This window comes from Blautia massiliensis (ex Durand et al. 2017), assembly GCF_051861785.1.
GTDB lineage: Bacteria > Bacillota > Clostridia > Lachnospirales > Lachnospiraceae > Blautia_A > Blautia_A luti_A.
The window spans coordinates 2284190-2303110 of the sequence record NZ_CP146725.1 but is presented as its reverse complement, the minus strand read 5'-3'; the positions used below and the strand labels follow the sequence as shown (position 1 = coordinate 2303110).

Annotated in this window: 16 protein-coding genes; 1 reads left to right on the top strand and 15 read right to left on the bottom strand. The window is 42.8% G+C overall.

What is annotated here, in order from left to right; genetic code table 11:
- Positions 1 to 17: 17 nt before the first annotated feature.
- From V9W66_RS11070 to V9W66_RS11025, 10 genes are all read right to left on the bottom strand, one after another.
- Complete coding sequence (locus tag V9W66_RS11070; protein ID WP_144093963.1) at positions 18 to 1973, bottom strand: glycoside hydrolase family 127 protein; 1956 nt, start codon at positions 1971 to 1973, stop codon at positions 18 to 20.
- Between the two features lie 16 nt (positions 1974 to 1989).
- Entirely contained in the window at positions 1990 to 2829 is an 840-nt protein-coding gene (locus V9W66_RS11065; RefSeq protein ID WP_144093964.1) for a carbohydrate ABC transporter permease, read from the bottom strand.
- A gap of 3 nt (positions 2830 to 2832) precedes the next feature.
- On the bottom strand, positions 2833 to 3714 hold the full coding sequence (locus tag V9W66_RS11060) for a carbohydrate ABC transporter permease (RefSeq protein ID WP_144093965.1): 882 nt from the start codon (positions 3712 to 3714) through the stop codon (positions 2833 to 2835).
- Between the two features lie 98 nt (positions 3715 to 3812).
- Positions 3813 to 5120 (bottom strand): ABC transporter substrate-binding protein, encoded by a 1308-nt coding sequence (locus V9W66_RS11055; protein WP_144093966.1) that lies wholly within the window; start codon positions 5118 to 5120, stop codon positions 3813 to 3815.
- A gap of 165 nt (positions 5121 to 5285) precedes the next feature.
- Positions 5286 to 6356 carry a response regulator transcription factor gene (locus tag V9W66_RS11050; RefSeq protein ID WP_144093967.1) on the bottom strand — a complete coding sequence of 357 codons (1071 nt, stop codon included), beginning with the start codon at positions 6354 to 6356 and terminating at the stop codon, positions 5286 to 5288.
- Between the two features lie 8 nt (positions 6357 to 6364).
- Entirely contained in the window at positions 6365 to 8095 is a 1731-nt protein-coding gene (locus V9W66_RS11045) for a sensor histidine kinase (RefSeq protein WP_144093968.1), read from the bottom strand.
- A gap of 3 nt (positions 8096 to 8098) precedes the next feature.
- The gene (locus V9W66_RS11040; RefSeq protein ID WP_144093969.1) at positions 8099 to 8920 is read right to left on the bottom strand and encodes a 3-keto-5-aminohexanoate cleavage protein; all 822 of its coding nucleotides are present in this window, start codon (positions 8918 to 8920) and stop codon (positions 8099 to 8101) included.
- On the bottom strand, positions 8917 to 9621 hold the full coding sequence (locus tag V9W66_RS11035; RefSeq protein WP_144093970.1) for a FadR/GntR family transcriptional regulator: 705 nt from the start codon (positions 9619 to 9621) through the stop codon (positions 8917 to 8919). The genes V9W66_RS11040 and V9W66_RS11035 overlap by 4 nt, the downstream gene beginning before the upstream one ends.
- Before the next feature lies 1 nt (position 9622).
- Positions 9623 to 10297, bottom strand: a complete 675-nt coding sequence (locus V9W66_RS11030; protein WP_144093971.1) for an aspartate/glutamate racemase family protein — start codon at positions 10295 to 10297, stop codon at positions 9623 to 9625.
- A gap of 15 nt (positions 10298 to 10312) precedes the next feature.
- On the bottom strand, positions 10313 to 11746 hold the full coding sequence (locus V9W66_RS11025; RefSeq protein ID WP_144093972.1) for a four-carbon acid sugar kinase family protein: 1434 nt from the start codon (positions 11744 to 11746) through the stop codon (positions 10313 to 10315).
- 335 nt (positions 11747 to 12081) lie between these two features.
- Here V9W66_RS11025 and V9W66_RS11020 point away from each other — a divergent pair, with 335 nt between their 5' ends.
- On the top strand, positions 12082 to 13371 hold the full coding sequence (locus V9W66_RS11020) for a D-alanyl-D-alanine carboxypeptidase family protein (RefSeq protein WP_144093973.1): 1290 nt from the start codon (positions 12082 to 12084) through the stop codon (positions 13369 to 13371).
- Here the strand turns inward: V9W66_RS11020 and V9W66_RS11015 are convergent.
- The 5 genes from V9W66_RS11015 to V9W66_RS10995 form a co-directional block, all read right to left on the bottom strand.
- Positions 13348 to 14304 (bottom strand): 3'-5' exonuclease, encoded by a 957-nt coding sequence (locus tag V9W66_RS11015; RefSeq protein WP_144093974.1) that lies wholly within the window; start codon positions 14302 to 14304, stop codon positions 13348 to 13350. The genes V9W66_RS11020 and V9W66_RS11015 overlap by 24 nt on opposite strands.
- Before the next feature lie 70 nt (positions 14305 to 14374).
- The gene (locus V9W66_RS11010) at positions 14375 to 15337 is read right to left on the bottom strand and encodes a nucleoside hydrolase (RefSeq protein WP_144093975.1); all 963 of its coding nucleotides are present in this window, start codon (positions 15335 to 15337) and stop codon (positions 14375 to 14377) included.
- Between the two features lie 1070 nt (positions 15338 to 16407).
- Entirely contained in the window at positions 16408 to 17049 is a 642-nt protein-coding gene (gene dhaL, locus V9W66_RS11005) for a dihydroxyacetone kinase subunit DhaL (RefSeq protein WP_144093976.1), read from the bottom strand.
- Between the two features lie 22 nt (positions 17050 to 17071).
- The gene (locus tag V9W66_RS11000) at positions 17072 to 18067 is read right to left on the bottom strand and encodes a dihydroxyacetone kinase subunit DhaK (protein ID WP_144093977.1); all 996 of its coding nucleotides are present in this window, start codon (positions 18065 to 18067) and stop codon (positions 17072 to 17074) included.
- Between the two features lie 19 nt (positions 18068 to 18086).
- Positions 18087 to 18854 (bottom strand): GolD/DthD family dehydrogenase, encoded by a 768-nt coding sequence (locus V9W66_RS10995; RefSeq protein WP_144093978.1) that lies wholly within the window; start codon positions 18852 to 18854, stop codon positions 18087 to 18089.
- Positions 18855 to 18921 lie beyond the last annotated feature (67 nt).

Below are 18921 nucleotides of genomic sequence, written 5' to 3'. Positions count from 1 at the left end.
GTGTTTTCAGGGATTTTTTATTCCCTCCATGGCATCCATATACGCATTTCTCCGTATTCACGGTTATCCCATGCAAAATACGGGATCAGGCGGACCGGAATACTCTTTTTCTTTTCTCCGGTAAAGGACTGATACAGTTCATCCGGATCATACTCCTCATGGACGATCTGGTAGGCTTCTGTCTCCAGAACACCGATCTCCCTGCCCTGAATCTCCATTTTGCCATCTTTAAATGTGCTGTGGATATTGATGCAGATATCATCCAGTGTATCTGTTTCTGCATCCGGGCTTTCCATGCAGTATACCAGTGGTCCTTTTTCCACTGCAATAAGCTGACTGTCCTCCTCTACCATCGGATGTGCCATGGTAAAGCGTACCGGCATGTCAAGTTCAAGCTCAACTTTTGCACCTGCAAGTGTCTCAATATGAACTGCCTGATAAGTCTCTCTTGTACTCTTATCAAGTTTACGCTCTTCGCCGCCAGCTCTGATGCTTCCGCTTTCTGCCCATTTGGGAATTCTTAAATTCAGTGTTACCGGTTTATCACAGATAACATTCTCAAATTCAAAGATGATCTTTCCGTTATACGGATATTCTGTCTTCTGTTTCAGAGTGAAAGATGCACCGTTTTCAAGGGTAAGGGCTGCATCACACTCTCCGTAAATACCGGTGTAAACACTGTCTGTGGAAACTGTATATGCATACTCTCCGGACTGTGTCACCATACGTGCAAGGTTTGGAGGGCAACAGTAACTGATGAGATACTCTGTTCTTGTAAGAGGCCAGATCAGTTTATATTCAAGCTTCTTTGCCCTGCGCAGCATATTTTCATAGAAGAATTTCTTTCCATCCAGACTTACGGCTGCAAGGTTTACGTTCAGAAGAGCACGCTCGATCACATCAAAATACTCCGCCTTCGGCTCAATCAGAAACATTCTGTATGCCCACATTACAAGACCGATGGACGCACAGGTTTCATTGTAGGCCGTTACATTGGGAAGCTGGTACTCATATCCGAAAGCCTGATGGATAAGCTGATGGTTCCAGAAATCTCCGTAAGGAGAAGCACCGTTATATAAAGCTCCCACACCGCCTGTCAGGTAGATCTTTGTGTTGACCATATTTTTCCATACCTTGTGAAGGACATCCAGATAATCTTTGTCTCCTTCTTCTGCATAGAGGTCTGCAACTCCTGCGTAAAGGTATGTGGCACGTACTGCATGGCCAATGATCTTTTCGTGTTCTTTCAGAGGCAGTCTGTCCTGGTTGTCATCCATGCCTTCTTTTACAGAATCACGTAACAGGATTGCCTTGTGTGCAAGATCCATGTATTTTTTCTCACCGGTGGTACGGTACATTTCAATAAGGCCCATGTAATGGGACGGGCATACTGCTGTCTGTACCTCGCCTTTTTTCTCTGCTTCCGCATACATATTTTCCAGAAAATCTGCTGCTTTTCTTGCGATATCCAGGAAGTTTTCTTTTCCTGTGATCCTCTTGTACAGGCAGGCAGAAGTAAACAGATGACCCATATTATAGACCTCGAATTCATTGATATCGCCCAGTCTTCCCTCACGGGTACCGTTACGCATACCGATGATCTGTTTTGTGGAAATATATCCGTCCTCTTCCTGGGCGCGTCCGATCAGATCGATATACTCGTCCAGTTTGTCCAGACGGCTCTGGTCCTGAAGCTGCTCTGCAGAATAAAGCTGGGACTCCATCCATTTGTAAAAATCTCCGTCACCAAAATCACTGCCGCCAAACTCGCCACTTTTTTCTCCTGCACAGATACGGAAATTCTCAACTACATGTCCCGCATCCAGTGCCTCGAACATTTTCTGGAGGTGGGGAACTGTACTCTCTGCACAGCTCTCCACAACATTTTTCCAGAAACCGCCGGTCCATTTGATCTGGTCATATTCTGCTCCGCTTACTTTTGCATATTTCGATTTTCTTGTATCCGCAAGCATGTTTTTCCTCCTAAAATCAGCCTTTTACAGCTCCACTTGTCATACCTTCGATTACTGTCTTGTTAAGAATCATATAGATGATAAGCATCGGGAATACGCTGATCGCAATAGACGCAAAGATCGCACCCCAGTCTTTTGTTCCGAACTCATTCTCAAAATAGAGAAGTCCGGTCTGTATTGTTTTCAGTTTGCTGTCACTGATAAATGTCATGGAAAACAGCAGGTCATTCCATTTATAGAAAAACTGCAGAACCAGAACAGTGACTGCAGCATTTTTCATCAGCGGGAAAACAATATGCCACATCATGGAATAAATTCCGCATCCGTCAATAACACTTGCCTCAAGAATTTCCTTTGGAAGAGATCTCATATATCCTGTTACAAGGAAGATAGAAAGAGAAAGGCCAAATGCGATATAAGTCAGTACCAGGCAAAGTCTTGTATTTGTAAGTCCTGTATTATTGTAGATCTGAAACAGTGGAAGCAGTGCAGTTGCAACCGGAACCATAAGTCCCAGAAGAAAAAAGTCTGCAAAGAAGTTTTTCATTTTCCATTCCATCTGTGTTACTGCAAATCCGATGGTCATACTTAAGATTACAATAAAAACAAGTGCCAGTGCTGTATAGATCAAACTGTTTTTGAAGTACAGACCCATGTTTCCTCTGGTCCATGCTTCTGAAAAGTTCTTAAGGTAAAGTCCCTCCGGCAGCGCAAAGGACGGCTTTGTTACAAACTCAGATGATTTTTTAAATGCACATGTGAACAACCAGAATATTGGATATGCATCAACAATTACAACCAGTGCAATAATGATCTTTTTAATAACGTCCACCGGAGTGATTGTCTTTTTTTCCATTTTTTATGCCTCCTTTACATCAAAGAAACGGATGATTCTTGTTCCGATAATACAGATCAGGAAAATAACGATGGCAATCGCACTTCCATATCCGTAGTTTCTGTACTCAAATGCCACATTGTACATGTACATGGATAATGTTGTTGTTGCACTTCCCGGACCGCCGTTTGTAAGGGCGATTGCGGACTCGAATACTTTAACAGTACCTGCAAATGCAAATACAAGACATGTAATAGTGATCGGGCGGAGCAGCGGGAAGATAATGTTCTTGAACATCTGCCAGGAATTACATCCGTCAACCTTTGCCGCCTCAATAATATCATCCGGAATATCAATAAGACCACCGTAGAAAATTACCGCATAGAAACCTACAGACACCCAGATATCCATGACACTTAAGCACCCTAATGCTGTGCTTGCCTGTCCGATCCACGGCTGTACCAAATCATGAAGACCGATTGCATCCAGAATACTGTTTAACAGACCATAGTTTGGCTGGATCTCATAAATCTTACGGAACAACTGTCCAACAGCTACTGTCGGGAGGATTACCGGGAAAAATGTGATAGTACGGATCAGGTTCTTGAATTTAACAAGCCAGAAACGATACATCATGGCAAGTGCCAGTCCCAGCACTACCATACCAAGCATAGTGGTAAGGATATACCGGATCGTTACCATAAGTGATTCGTGGAATTTTGAGTCGATCAGAAGTTTTGAGTAATTCTTAAGGCCGCTGAAGCTCCAGCTAAGTCCCGGTGTTCCTGAATATAAGGAATATACAAAGGACCAGATTACAGGTACGAATACCAGTCCCACATAAAGAATCAGTCCCGGAACAACAAACAGCGCAATTGCCTTTTTATTTCCTAATACATGTTTCATCCTGTTTCCTTGCCTTTCTCATAAAAAGAGTATTGAAAATGACATAACTGATATTCTGCCACTCCCAATACTCTTAATTAGTCCGTTGATCTTACAGCTTAGTTGCTGATTGTATATGCTTCCTCAATGGAATCCATATAAGCGGCTCCATCCATATCTCCATTTAATACAGACTGAATATTATCCTGTGCAGTTGCTTTTGTCTCGTCATTCATGTATGCTTCCCACCATGCGGTAGAAGTCTTTGCATCAGCGATAGCATCAATTACTGTCTGAGTAACAGAGCTGATATCTTTTGTATCTACATCATATGTATAACCACGTACTGACTGATACTCGCCCATCGCGTAGTTACCAATGTTCTCAACGAAGTACTGTAAGAATCCTGCCATTGCCCCGTCATATTTGTCCTGAGACAGGCAGAGGATGTTACCACAGTTTGCAGGAAGCTCGGAAGCTTCGCTTACAGACTCATCAACTACAGGAACTCCCATGAATCCGATGTTGTCCTCTCCGGACGGGTTTGACTCCTCATCTGTGATGGAAGATGTGAACCAGCTTCCGTCATAGAGCATTGCACACTGACCATTTAATAACATTCCTTCAGCAGTTGTGTTATCAACTGTTGTAGCACCTTCGCCAAAGTATCCTTTCTCTGCCATATCTGCTACCATCTGAGCTGCTGCTACAAATCCGTCATCTGTGAATTTTGTCTCACCCTCGCATGCTTTCTTAACTGCATCTGCGCCCATTGTACGATATGCGTAAGCATTTACGATACGTGTTGTAGGCCATTTGTCAGATCCGCCTGTTGCGATCGGCTGAATTCCTTTTTCTTTTAATGTGTCACATACCTGAAGGAACTCATCCCATGTTGTCGGTACTTCTACGCCTGCATCCTCGAATACAGATTTGTTGTACCAGAATCCCTCGATATTCATTCCGAATGGAAGATCATACAGCTCGTCTGTGTCAGAAAGAGAAGTCATGATACTCTTTGCGCTGTCCATGACTTTGTCCTCATCGCCCATTGCTTTAAGCTCTTCGGAAACATTTACAACTTTTCCTGCCTGGATCAGCTCTCTTAACGGAACACCTGCTGAGTAAGCAAACAGATCAGGAAGATCGTTGGATGCTACCAGTGTGGAAATCTTTGTGCTCAGGTCTGAAGCTGATACATACTCATATTCATAGCTGAAATTCGGATTTACATCTTTGATGTAGTTATCAAGCATTCCTGTAAGGATTTTTCCATCTGCGCTGTCCTCTGCCCAGATTGAAAGAACCTTAATCTTTTTCTCTGCTGATGTGTCAGGATCTGTTGCTGCGCTTACGCTTAAGGATCCTGCCATTAATGAGATTGCTGTTGCTGCAGCCATGACTAATGCCATTGCTTTCTTCTTCATTTCTCAAAACCTCCTAATACAGTTCTTTTGTGATATCGTTATCTTTAAGCTGGCTTTATTCTAACATCCTACGTTTTAGATTGATAGTCCGTCATTTTTTTGAAAATGTCCAAATTTTATAGAATCCGGTTTTTATATTTGTCACATTTCTTTGGATCAGATCTGTCAGTTTTCTTTTGATTTACGGACACCACTTTTAAACTGCATAGGAGTAACACCCTCTTCTTTTTTAAAGATATTGCAGAAGTACCGGTAATTATTGTAGCCTACCACCTCACTCACTTCCTGTACCTTGGCACCCTTCAGAAGAAGTTCCTTTGCATGGGCCATACGGATTTGGGTCAGATATCTCACAAAACTGATTCCCACCTCATCCTTAAAAAGAATACTCAGGTAAGCATGGTTCATGTGTACCATCTCTGCCATCTCATTCAGGCCGAAATCCTGACTATAATTTTGATTAATATAGTCCAGTATCTGTGTGATAACCCTGTGGGAACTTCCGATCTTTCTCACGGAAATCTTTTCAAAAATACGCTGCAGGATGAGATAGACATATTCATCTACCTCTTCCTTTGTCTTCATCTCTTCAATATTGTTAAAAAGAGGGAAGTTAAAATCATGTTCATACTGCTTCCACTTCTCATAAAAAGCTGCAGAAGCAGCCGTGATAAGCTTATAACTCTCTTCTTTATACTCCGGCAGACCATATTTCGCTTTTTTCAGAAGCTGCTGGATCCTCCGTGTTTCCCCTTCCCAGTTTTCCGTATTGCTGTCATTGATCATCTCCACAACAGCATTGAGGGAAAGTCTCAGATCCCGGATCAGTTTTTCATTCTCCACATCTGTTTTGCTGGGCCGTTTTTCAAATTCTTCATCTATCTTTTCCAGTGTAGCCTTCAGTTTGTCCATAGTTACCGGCTTGTCTATATAACTGTGGACTCCCAGCTCCATTCCCCTACGGGCATACTCAAATTCTTTGTACGCACTTACCAGCACAAATATCATATCCGGATATTTTTTGTAGAAATGTTCGATGACCTCGAGGCCGGAAAGCCCGGGCATACGAATATCTATGAAAACAACATCCGGATGTACATTTTCAATCAGCTCCAGTGCCATCTGACCATCTGAAGCAAAGCCTGCCATCTCATAATCCACGCCGATCCTTTTCAGCATTACACGGATTCCCTCAATGGTCAGATATTCATCATCGATCACTACCAGTTTTTTCATAGTTTCACTTATATCCTCATTTCATTTTCTGCCAGAATGATCTTTACCCGGGTCCCCTGTCCAGGCTCACTTGTGATCGTTACTTCTGAATTTTCACCGTAATACAGTTCGATTCTTTCTCTTACATTATTGATTCCATAACCTTTATCCAACTTGGACATATCATCAATCCCCACGCCATCATCAATAATGGTAAAGATAATCCTGTTTTCATTTACCTGACCTGTGATCCAGATATTTCCGTCACCCATTTTGGTTTCCAGTCCGTGATATACCGCATTTTCCACAAAAGGTGTGAGAAGAAGTTTCAGTATCTTCTTTTCCATAAGGTCTTCATCCATCTGGATCTTCAGATGGAATCTGTCTTTGTAGCGCATATTTTGAATGGTAATGTATGAGCGGATATGCTGGATCTCATCCTTTACCATGATCAGATTACTTCCCTTGTTCAGGCTCAGCTTGAAATTGTCAGAAAGAGCAGCCACCATTGTGGCGATCTCATCCTCCTCATGGACAATGGCCATACAGTAAAGGGCATCCAGGGCATTATAAAGAAAATGCGGGTTGATCTGCTCTTGGAGAAGATGCAGTTCCTGCTCTCTCTGCCTGATCTTGGCATAAAGCAGACGTTCCCTTAATACCAGATTATTGTTGACCATTTCTTTAAATTTCTGTCCCAGAAGGCCGATCTCACTGTCATCAAATTCTTCCGTGATATTACGTGTTCCCTCTTCCACACTCTGCATGGTGCGCTCCAGTTTTTTCAGAGGCATATAGATCTTCATGGCGATCATATGTGCCACAAACATACCAATGCCAAACAGAAGCAGGATCATCACCGCGATCAGGATACCCACATTGACCTTCTGTGCATTTAATTCGCTTGCCTTAATACCGCTTACCAGAGTCCAGCCATTTACAAAACTTTCCCTGGCACTGAAAATATATGGTGTCTGGGATGTCACTGAAGGATCCGAGACATACGCTTTGTAGATTTCTTCTTTATAGCTGTCGTCTCCCTGGAAATAAATAAGGGGATCATCCATGTTTTCGTTGATAACCATAAAGCAGTTGGTCTTATAATTTCCTCTGTTCTCAAATGCCATTTTGAAAATATTTTTTGATACATTTACGATCAGATAGCCTACTCCGCTACCCTCCTGGGAACCGCGCAGATACTTCACTATAGACAGTGTATCATTTTTTCCCGTAAGCGCATTACTGCCCAGGATGATCTCTTTTCCATCTGCATCCCGGGCTTCTTTTATCCAGACCTGTTTCAGTATCTCTCCGCCCTTATAGAACGGAGTGTACTGTGACAGGTCGGACTTTTTTGAATGAATATAAAGTTTTCCATTAAGGCTGACTGATAATACTTCCTGAACAGATGCCTGCTGTAAGGTCAATTCATTTACACTTTTTTCCAGGATTCTTGTTTCTTTTGAAGAAAAATAGGAACCCGGTTCTTCCCCTGCCTCAGAAAGAGCATTCATGTAGGAGTCTTTCAGAAGAAGATTTCTCATTCCCTCTATAATACCGTCAAGCTGAAGCTCCACAATATTATCTGAAGTCTGTAGACTGTAATAAAAATCCTGCTGATAATTTTCCACTATGTTATTTGTGGTCAGCGCAAAAATACTGACACCCAGGATCAGCATGGACAGAATGGAGATGGCTATGATCGCCACCTGTATCTGCTGCTGAATAGTACGTCTGTTTGTTTTCATCTTGTCAGCCATATTTTATAATGCCTTTATCTTTAACATCTGTCTTACTTCATCAGATGTCATCGGTTCCATATCTTTTTCACGGAGGAGTTCCGCGGCAGCTTTGATAAGCTCTGCATTGGTTGTACACTGCACGCCGTTTTCCAGATAGTTGGAATCCTCAAAACCAAGTCTTAATGATACAGCTCCCATATCTAGGGCTTTGCCTACCATCTTAAGATCTTTACGGTTGGCCTCTGTGTATCCCCATAATACTTTGCCCTCATCCGGGAATGTCTCATAGAGATATTCTTTCATGTGACGCAGTGCATTTTCTGTTGCAGGCATCTCTCCGCCATGGCCGAATACCAGGGCAAAAAGGATTGGGTCTACAAAGTGGAATTTCTCATCCAGCTCATGGACTGTGTTGATCATTCCAAGTTCAAATACCTCGATCTCCGGTCTTTTATCTTCACGGATCAGCTCGCCAACACAGTATTCCACATCATCAATGGGATTCTGATAAACGGCCTTTCCAAGGTTTACAGAACCTACATTTAAGCTGACTGCCTCTGTGTACGGCGCGTAACAGGGCTGAACTCTCTCTTTGATGGTAAGGTCGGAAACACCGCCTGTGGAAATCTCAACTACAATGTCACAGGCTTCGCGGATATATCTGATTGTTTCATCCATAAGTGTCATATCCGGAGTGAGTTTTCCATGGACGTCTCTTACGTGGAGATGAACCATGGATGCTCCCAGTTTCCAACATTCAATAACATCATCTGCGATTTTTCTCGGATTGATATCTGTATCTGATGCACTTACCGGTGCTACAGAAAGCATTATTTTTTTCATAATTTTTCTCCATTCCAATATACATAATGATCAGTTACAGTCTGAACAATCTTGTCCTTTTCCCTTTTTGAGATTACTTCCAGAATCTCCCTGTGAAGCTCTGCAAAGTGGGAAACCTCGCCTTTTTTTATGACCTTGCAGATGGCCTCCAGGCGAGAAGGAACTGTCAGTCTTGTTATATATTCTGTAATGGTCACGATTTGAGGGTTGTCTGAAAGCGCCGCAATTCCTGCATGAAATTCCGTATCTGTCTCCATGATCCGATTTGGATCCGGTTCCTTTTCATTCAGTGCAGCTTCCATCTTTTCCTGAATCTCATAGAGATTTCTTATTTTCTCTTCATCCGGATCATTCTCAAGGATCACATTTAAGGTTCCGATCTCAATAACAGCACGAAGCTGTACAAAGTCCTTCCAACTGTTTTTCTTCAGGATGACCTGATAAAGCATGGGGTCAAGCAGTTTCTGATTATAAGTTTCGCTGACAAATGTACCGTCTGCACGTTTAATATAGACAACACCATTTGCCTCCAGCTTCTTGATGGCTTCTCTCACAGAATTTCTTCCAGCCTCATATTGTCTGCATAATTCTACTTCTGTGGGAAGTTTTGAGCCGGGCTGGAATTCCCCTGAAATGATCCCGGATACGATTCCATCCACAACTCTGTCAACTACTGATTTTTTCTTCCCAGTTTCACTCATTTTATTTTACTGTTCCCTTCTTCACCAATGCTTTCTTTAACTCGGCAGCTCCGAATCTCGGGCTTGAAAGAACAACTTTGCCGAATTTCTCAGCAATATATTCCTCGCAGTATGCCATGCTTCCCTGTGCAAAAAGTACTACGTCCACATCATCTGCCATCTTCTCAATACTTTCTGCCATTCTTGCGCAGAACTCATCCTGATTCAGGCCAAATGCTCCATCTACCAGGCAGTCAACCAGCTCTACATGCTTTCCGCACTCACGGCTCATACGGAGAATCGTGTTTTTGGTTGGCTCCAGTGTTGTTGCCAGAGTTGCCACTACACCGATCTTCTTTCCCTGACGTACCGCTTCACGGCACATCTCCTCATCTACACGGACGATCGGCACACCGATATATTTTGCCGCATCCTGAGCTGCATCTGCAACTTCACCTACAGATGAGCACAGGTTTAACATTGCCTCGCAGTCCTTGCCTACTGCCTTCATGTACATTCCGATCAGTCTGGCTGCTGCCTTCGGTGTAACATATCCTGCATCTCTTGTTTCTGCCAGGATAGAAGGATCCTCAAGGCTGTATAACTCTACATCTTCTCCAAGCTGTCCTTTTACTTCTTTTTCTACAAGTTCGATAAGCTCCGGTGTTGTGCTAGTATAAATTAATCCTACTTTCATTTCTTCTGATCTCCTTTATTTGTTCATTAGAATTTCTACTGCTTCACGTAAGGTTACGATCTCGCCCACATTTCCCGGGAAGATCACATATGGGATCCCAGGGAATTTGCTTTCGCTGCCTGTCTGCCATACAGGGATTCCAGGTCTTATCTGTCCCAGGATTTTTGCATGTTTTACTCTCAGGGCTTTTACGCCTACATCACTGGATGTGATGCCGCCTTTTGCAACTACAAAGGCAGGTGTCACCTCAAGCTCTCCCACACATTTCTGAAGGGCATCGCTGATCTTTACAGAACGCTTCAGTGCTTCCTCCGGTGTATCGTTTTCTACTTTTAAAAGCGCACGTTTTGTGGAAACACACACTGTGGTTCCCTTGCGGATCAGATTCTGGATCATGGCAAGGACGCGTTTTGTCTCCTCCTCCAGTTTTCCTTCTTCAAGGACCAGGTCGGAATTTAACTCGATAAATGTAATATCGGAAATATTTTTCAGCTCATTTAACTGTGCAGTTGTCTTGGCTGTGTGGCTTCCTACCACGATAATACCGCCTGCCGCTGTCTCTTTGTTTACCATCTCTTCCCTGGCAAGATAAGCCTTGTCGGAAATATTGCCGAATGCTTTTACCAGGGCTGCTGCTGTACGGAAAGTATAATGCTTTCCCTGTGCAATGGCACGGTAAAGCGCTGTACAGAAAATCTTCACATCAATATTGTCAATAGCATTTACTATGATCTTTCCGTAATTTTTCACTGACATAAGTTTTTTCCGGATCTCAGCATAATCCATGCTGCGAAGAAGCTCCAGGGAAATTGTAACGCAGTCTTCTACCTTGAACTCACCTTTTGTCTTCTCCTCTACATATTCGCACAAATTACTGGATGTATAACCAAAAGTCTCATCTTTTGCAAACTCGGTCTGACCTGCTGGAACAAGCTCATCACCATATTTTACATAATGGACATTGTTTAATGTAAATCTTCCGCCTTCTTTAAAGTAAGGACAAAGGATCTCGCCATCCACTTTCCATGGATTTCTCTTTTCCATCTCTTCTTTTACAATTTTGGTTTCCAGCGGAAAATGTCCTCTCAAAGTAGAATCACTTCGATTGATGATACAGTATTCCATGCCGGCCTCGTCTGCTGCGATCTGAACATTGTTTACGATCTCACGGTGAGCCTTTATGGTTTCTTCTTCTGTGAAACCACGGGAATTGGTCAGCACAAAGAAAAGCTTGTTTTTCTCTGCAAAGCCTTCTCTCATGCTCTCTACACTCCAGTCCGTATAAACGGACACATCGTGTACTGTCTGCACGCCTGTGGGGTCATCGTCAAGAACTATGATCTTTAAGCCGGATTTTTCTGCCTCCTCAGTCAGAAGCCTGTCCACTTCCGCCACGTCCGGAATGGGATATTTATTCAGGATCTCAGCACTGATTGTCTTCTCGTTCATTAAACATCCTACCTTTGCTTTTAAAAAAATTTACTCTGTCTAAATCCATAGTATAAACATCCTACGTTTGAAATGCAAGGTGAATCAATAATATTTTGACATAATCCAAAAAAAGTCTTAATGGAATTTTCACAGACTGCAAGTGGTTTTTCCGGGAGGAAAGTGGTATACTACTACAGAATCTTGAGGGCAAAAATACAGCGTTTCATTAATACAATGCTATAATTAATGAAATACTACACCTCATCACAAAACGGGCAAGATTTTTTCGGTTACTGATCCTCAAATGAATAATAACCTTCTCGCCCGGATTTATCACTGAAAGGTATCTTGTTATGAAAAATATGAAAAAACGATCCTTGCGCCGGATCTTTGCAGGCATTCTCGGCATAGGGATCCTGCTCACAGGCACAGCTCCCTGTGCGGCGGCTGCCTATGGATACGATGAATATGGTGATCCTATCGTCACTGCCACACCGGTTCCTGATAGTCAGGCCGCAGCAGTCACGCCTGCTCACTCCAGCTATTATTCACAGGCTGCCGACACCGATTCCATTGACGGGTGGCCCAAAGGTCCCGGCATCGAAGCACAGGCTGCAGTCCTTATGGACGTAAATACAGAAGCCGTTCTTTATTCCAAAAATGCGGACACACAGCTCTACCCTGCCAGTATCACGAAGATCCTGACTACACTGCTTGCCTGTGAAAATCTGAATGCTAAGACAAACATTACCGTATCTGAAAAAGCTTCCACCAGTGTAACTGCAGGTGATTCCAGCATTTATGCTGCTCCCGGTGAAGTATTTACCAGAGACCAGGCACTGATGGCTGTTATGCTCCAGTCTGCAAACGAGATGTCTGTAGCAGTAGCAGAACAGGTTTCCGGCTCTGTAAAGAAATTCGCAGAACTCATGAACTGGCGCGCCAAGCTTTTTGGCTGCAAGAACACACACTTTAACAATCCCAACGGTCTTCCGGATGAAAATCATTACACCACAGCCTCCGACATGGCAAAGATCGCCAAATCCGCCTGGCTGAATCCTCTTTTCCGGCGATACTGCACCAAACGTTATTACGAGATCCCGCCTACCAATAAATTTGCGGAAGCCCGCCAGCTGCTCAATCATCACAAGATGATGAAAAACGGCGAATATTATTATGAAGGCGTCCGTGGCGGAAAAACAGGCTACACGGATGCATCCGGCAACACACTTGTCACCTACTGCAAACGAGGAAACATGACGCTGGTAGCCGTGATCCTGAATTCTACTTCCGCGGCAAATGCTTACAGCGATACCGCTTCTCTTTTTAATTATGGTTTTGAAAATTTTGAAAAGGTGGATATGAAGGTGTCCATGGATCCAGTCCCGTTTAAGGTACTCCCCTGTAACAAATATATCCTTAAGAATAACGGAAACACCTATCCGTTTTATTATCAGACAAAGGTTTATGTGACTCTTCCAAAAGGTATCAAAAAATCACAGCTTAACAAACGCCAGGCCGTTCTTCAGAATGCTGTCGGCCCACTGCGTCTGAAAAGCAAATATTATTATAAGAAACAAATGGTCGGATGGGGAATGCAATACGAACGAAATATCGTATCAGATCTTCTCCTGACTTCGTAACATTTTCCTGCGGCGGAGAGATTCGTGCTTTTCACGGATCTCCTCCGCCGCTTCTGTATCTTCTGCTCTCAGGGTCTTCACCCCGAAATATTTTCCCCCGTCGGTTTTTCGGATCCGGATCTTTCCGGCAACAGGTCCATGCTCATGGCAAAGGGCAAGGCTGTAATATACCTTGGAATTGTTGGTACTGAACCAGCGGATCTTCCTCTTGGCAGGGCATCTGCAGATGGGACACATGGTACTTACCATAGTACGGTCCTTCATCAGACGCTCCTTTGATACAAATTCCCTGGACACAAACTTGTCATGGTCTGTATAGGAAATATAGATCTCGCTGTCTCTGGATTTTGGATTCTGATATACATCCAGGGACGGATGGCGGATCATGCAGGCTTCATCGATCTCCATGAGTATCCTGGCAGTATAGCTGGCGTCTGCCAGTGCCCGGTGAAAATCCCGGTTTTTGGGAAGCTGCAGGTAGTCTGTAGCATATTCCAGGGAACGCCTGGATATTCCATCCTCGAATTTTATGCTGAAAAGTTTCTGCACATCGTAGTAATGCACCGGCCCTGGCATCAGCTTCAGAAGATTATAGTATTTCATATTGCGCTGAAGTTCCATCACATCCTGGTCTCCCCAGGTAAAAAAGCGATACTCCTCCCCGCACCATTCCAGAAATCTGCGGATTGCCCTTGGAAAAGGGATGCCTTTTTCCAGTTCATGATAATCCACGTGGATCACTTCGTGGATACTGTCGTGGATCCAGTGGTACACTTTGGGCTTGATCAGGCACTGAAAGGTATCAACGATCTCTCTTTTTTCATTTAATTTTACTGCCCCGATCTCTATGATCTCAAACGGGAGCCGACTGTCCGGATGTCTTCTTCCATCCGGATTCTGGTTCCATTCCAGGTCAAATACAATATAGTTCATGGGTTTTCTGTCCTCTTATCTGACTGCTCAGCTGCTTCATAAATGCAGCTGTTTCCGGATCGGTATCCGGCTATTTCATATTTTTACATTCGGACACAGAATAAATCGCTTCAAACAGCTCCTGCTGGAAACTTTCTGTATCTGCATCTGTCAGAATCATATCTTTCATTTCGTCTTCTTCGTGTAGCCACCAGCGGAAATCGCATAATATGGCACCCCGTCCGGCACCGTCTGAGCAATCCACATCCAGGAATACTTTTTCTGTTTTAAAGAACTCCGGATGGATGAGATACATAAACGGTACAGCAGCATGGATACTTGCCACGCAGCGATATTTGGAAAAATTTTCAAGTACGTAGCCAGCCATATCTCCACAGGCTCTGGCTGCCGGATCACCGGACTGGCACAGCTTCATGATCTGGTTTCTGGTGAGATTACATTTCAGGGTAGCATCCAGTCCACACATGATCAGTGGGATTCCGGAATCGAATACGATCTTTGCAGCCTCCGGATCTGCATAGATGTTGAATTCCGCTGCCGGTGTGATGTTTCCGCCTTTTGCTGCGCCGCCTGTAAAAACAATTTTTCTGATCTTATTCTTTATTTCAGGAAAAACCTTCAACAGAAGTGCAAGATTAGTCATTGGTGCAGTTTCGATCATTACTACCTGCTCGCCCTCCGGAATGGCATTCAGAATGTCACGTATAAAAAGCACTGCATTATCAGAAGCAGCCTCTGATTTTGCTTCCGGCAGTACGCAATGGCCAAGCCCTGTCTCTCCGTGGAATTCTTCCGCATAAATTGCCGCTTTCACAAGAGGACGGTCCTGGCCTCCTGCCACCGGAACCTTCAGTCCGTAAAAATCCACCAGCTCCAGTGCATTTTTGGTCACTCTTTCTATCCTGGTACTTCCTGCAGATGTCGTCACTGCAAGCAGCTCCAGTTCGTCCTGATGTGCTGCCGCATATGCCAGTGCAATCCCGTCATCGATTCCGGGATCACAGTCCATGATAACCTGGATCTTATCTCCCATATATTCACCTCTGTAAAAACTCTTTCCCCAATTTTATAGTATTGCCGAATTTCCGCTGTTTACCTGTTCCAAGTATAACAGAGTGAGGATGTAGTGTAAAGTTAATCAGAATTCGTTACTGTTCACTCCGTTCTCAGCAACACGCTTCGCGGAATATTACCAGTAAACAGTAATCAGAATTCACCTCTGTACTTCAGGCTGAAACGAAAAGACACTGATTGGTAGACTTCATCAATATTTTTTGATTTATTTTGAAACTTTTTCTGTTCCGACAGCAGATACCTTATTTCTGCTGATATTATCCATACTGACCTTAGAATCCGCACATTCCATCCGGTTTCTGTATCAGCATTTTTTATCCGGAATAACGGAGAAATCACCGAATATATTTCATTATGCATGTTCCTATGTAAAGGTTGATTATTCCAGATTTATGAATACTACTGTCAGGATTGCTTTGAAGTTGATAACGGATTCATTGCAGACGCAGCCTGTGTTTCTGTGTGTGGATGATACGATGGTATCTAAATTTGGCACAAAATTTGATTGTCAATCTGATTAACATCAGTTACTGTGCCATGAAGATTCTGCCCTATCAGAACGAACATTTTTCTGAGTACCGTACAAAAAGCGTACAGGAGTTTCGTTTTGAATTAAGTCAGGGCATTCGCAGCCAGATATTTTTTGCCACTTTCGTGAAAAATATCGAAACACATATAAAATCAAATGCCATGACAAAGGCCTTAAAACAGCTGATCCATCAACAAGTCTATCATTTATAAAGTTGTAAAGTGGTGTTATCATTATTATACTGGATTTATTCTATGTATTTGCTGGTTTTCCAGAGTTGTCATTGACATTTCAGGAAATTATACAGACAAAAAAAGGATGTGCCTCAGACATGTGGATGGAAAAGCACGAAATTTACTTGCAAGCTGCATAAAAACTGCCAGGCAGATAAATTTCTGCTGGCAGGAAAAATTTATATTTTTTCAATTGTCTACTTGACGGGGAGCAGTTCACAACCGGTGTGACAGCCCCAAATATTTTATATCTATACAACATACATCCTATGAAAGCAGTTCAATGATGCCATCTGCCATAGAATTTAAAATAATACAGCATGATGTGGCACCTGCATCTAGCACTCCGCGAGAACGTTCTCCCAGACGACTGGAACGCCCAAACTTGGCAACCATATCTTTTGTAGAATCGCGTCCTTTATCAGCCGCTGCTTTCATATTTTCTAGTGCATCTTTAAAAGATATTCCGGAATTGATTCCATCTTTTAAAGCATCTACTGACGGAGAAAGTGTGTCAACCAGAGTTTTGTCCCCTACTCTGGCATCCACGATTCCACAAAGTCCTTCAAGTCCCGCTTCAAGCATTTTTGCAAAATCTTCTAGTCCGACATCCTCCAGATCTTCACCTGCTTCTGCCATATCCATCAGAATTGTTCCATAAATAGGACCCATGGAACCACCAATTTCATTCAGAAGAATCATTCCAAGTTCATCGAGACCTTCTGTAAAGCCAATTTCTTTATCTGCAAAACGTGTTTCAAAAACAGTAAAACCTTTGTTCATGTTCATTCCATGATCGCCATCTCCTATAAGGCCATCAACCACTCCCAGATAAGCCTTATTATCCTGAATTCCTTTTACCATTTTTAATAATACAGATTTTCCATCAGTATTTTTAAATGTACTCATATTGTTTCACCTCATCTGCTACCTATTCCTGTTTTAATCCCATACTATATGCAGGCATATCTATAAGTTCTTTTAACTCATCGTCCAATTTCATAATAGTAAGTGTTGCCCCACTCATTTCAAGAGACGTGAAATAATTACCTACATATGCTCTGTATGTTATGATGCCTTTTTCTTTTAAAATCTTGTCAATTTCATTATATAATACGTACAATTCCATCACTGGAGTAGCTCCAAGTCCTGATACCAGAACAACAACTTCATCTCCGGCTTCAAAAGGATAATCCGGAAGTACAATATCCGTCATACGTTTTGCCATCTTATCCGCTGTTTCAATAGGAACTACTTCAATTCCCGGCTCTCCATGATGTCCGATTCCTACTTCCATAGTTCCATCTTTGATTTCAAAATTTGGATGTCCTACAGCAGGAAGAGTACAAGGTGTAAGTCCAATACCTACAGAACGTGTATGGTCAATAGCTTTCTGTGCTGCTGCAATTACCTCATCAAGATCTCCGCCCTGTGCTGCCTTGGCACCGCCGACTTTCCACATGAGAACCTCTCCGGCCACACCTCTTCTTTTTTCTCTCTGATCTTTTGGTGCAGATGCAACATCATCATTGGCAACTACTGTTTTAACAGTAATTCCTACTTTTTTTGCCATCTTCACAGCCATTTTTACATTCATGTTGTCTCCAGAATAATTTCCATAAAGGCAGGCAACGCCTTTTCCCTGATCTGCTTCTTTCGCCGCATCCAGAAATGCTACGGCTGTAGGGGAAGAACAGATTTCTCCTACTGCTGCTGCATCGCAGAGATTTTTTCCTACATAGCCAATGAAAGCTGGTTTATGACCTGAACCGCCACCGGTAATTACGCCTACTTTACCTTCCGGTATATTTTTTACTTTTACTACACGAGGATTTTCCCCACCCTCAACAAGATCTGAATGTGCTTTCAGGAAACCCTGAAGCATCTCATCTACAATATTATCCGGGTTATTTAATATTCTCTGCATAATTTCCTCCCAAAATCATTTACTGAATTGTAAATCCCCCATCTACAAGAAGATTGTGACCAGTGATCATTCCCGCGCCTTTACTGCAAAGGAATGCGATAACAGAAGCGATTTCTTCAGGTTCAGCAAATCTCTCAGCAGGAATTGTTTTCTTAAATGCATCACCTACCGGACCATCCCATGCCTTATGTCCCAATGCTGTAAGAACAACTGTAGGAGCTACGGCGTTTACACGAATTCCATATGTTCCCCATTCTTTTGCCATTACTTTTGTCATGGCAATAATGCCACCTTTGGCTGCGCAATATGCCACATGCTTATCCAACGCAATGACACCTGCCTGAGAAGCCATATTAACAATACTTCCATTTACATGATTATCAATCATATATTTTCCTACCGCCTGAGCCATAAAGAAACATGCAGAAAGATTGATATTGATTGTGCGGTTCCATGCATCAGCACTGATGGTCTCTGCATTATCAAGAGCCACAATACCAGCACAATTTACAAGGATATCTACTTTGTCAAAAGCAGCTACTGCTTCGGAAATAACTTTTGTCGGATAATCTACATCACAGACATTTCCAACTACTCCAATCGTATTTTCTCCAATTTCTTTTGCAACTTCATCCAGCTTTGGATTCAGATCTGCAAGAACAACATTTACTCCTTTTTTATGGAAGAATTCTGCCGTTGCGTGTCCGATTCCGGCAGCTCCACCTGTAATAATCGCTGTCTTTCCCTGTAAAGAATAATCCAAATCTACTCCATCATAAGGTAACATATTCTATTCCTCCTTTTGCTCATCATGTAACCATATAACCATAAGTGCATCAATATCTTTTTATTTC

Bases quoted from the DNA above. Each gene is read 5' to 3' on its own strand.
- V9W66_RS11070 (WP_144093963.1), bottom strand. From the start codon at position 1,973: ATGCTTGCGGATACAAGAAAATCGAAATATGCAAAAGTAAGCGGAGCA.
- V9W66_RS11065 (WP_144093964.1), bottom strand. From the start codon at position 2,829: ATGGAAAAAAAGACAATCACTCCGGTGGACGTTATTAAAAAGATCATT.
- V9W66_RS11060 (WP_144093965.1), bottom strand. From the start codon at position 3,714: ATGAAACATGTATTAGGAAATAAAAAGGCAATTGCGCTGTTTGTTGTT.
- V9W66_RS11055 (WP_144093966.1), bottom strand. From the start codon at position 5,120: ATGAAGAAGAAAGCAATGGCATTAGTCATGGCTGCAGCAACAGCAATC.
- V9W66_RS11050 (WP_144093967.1), bottom strand. From the start codon at position 6,356: ATGAAAAAACTGGTAGTGATCGATGATGAATATCTGACCATTGAGGGA.
- V9W66_RS11045 (WP_144093968.1), bottom strand. From the start codon at position 8,095: ATGGCTGACAAGATGAAAACAAACAGACGTACTATTCAGCAGCAGATA.
- V9W66_RS11040 (WP_144093969.1), bottom strand. From the start codon at position 8,920: ATGAAAAAAATAATGCTTTCTGTAGCACCGGTAAGTGCATCAGATACA.
- V9W66_RS11035 (WP_144093970.1), bottom strand. From the start codon at position 9,621: ATGAGTGAAACTGGGAAGAAAAAATCAGTAGTTGACAGAGTTGTGGAT.
- V9W66_RS11030 (WP_144093971.1), bottom strand. From the start codon at position 10,297: ATGAAAGTAGGATTAATTTATACTAGCACAACACCGGAGCTTATCGAA.
- V9W66_RS11025 (WP_144093972.1), bottom strand. From the start codon at position 11,746: ATGAACGAGAAGACAATCAGTGCTGAGATCCTGAATAAATATCCCATT.
- V9W66_RS11020 (WP_144093973.1), top strand. From the start codon at position 12,082: ATGAAAAATATGAAAAAACGATCCTTGCGCCGGATCTTTGCAGGCATT.
- V9W66_RS11015 (WP_144093974.1), bottom strand. From the start codon at position 14,304: ATGAACTATATTGTATTTGACCTGGAATGGAACCAGAATCCGGATGGA.
- V9W66_RS11010 (WP_144093975.1), bottom strand. From the start codon at position 15,337: ATGGGAGATAAGATCCAGGTTATCATGGACTGTGATCCCGGAATCGAT.
- dhaL (WP_144093976.1), bottom strand. From the start codon at position 17,049: ATGAGTACATTTAAAAATACTGATGGAAAATCTGTATTATTAAAAATG.
- V9W66_RS11000 (WP_144093977.1), bottom strand. From the start codon at position 18,067: ATGCAGAGAATATTAAATAACCCGGATAATATTGTAGATGAGATGCTT.
- V9W66_RS10995 (WP_144093978.1), bottom strand. From the start codon at position 18,854: ATGTTACCTTATGATGGAGTAGATTTGGATTATTCTTTACAGGGAAAG.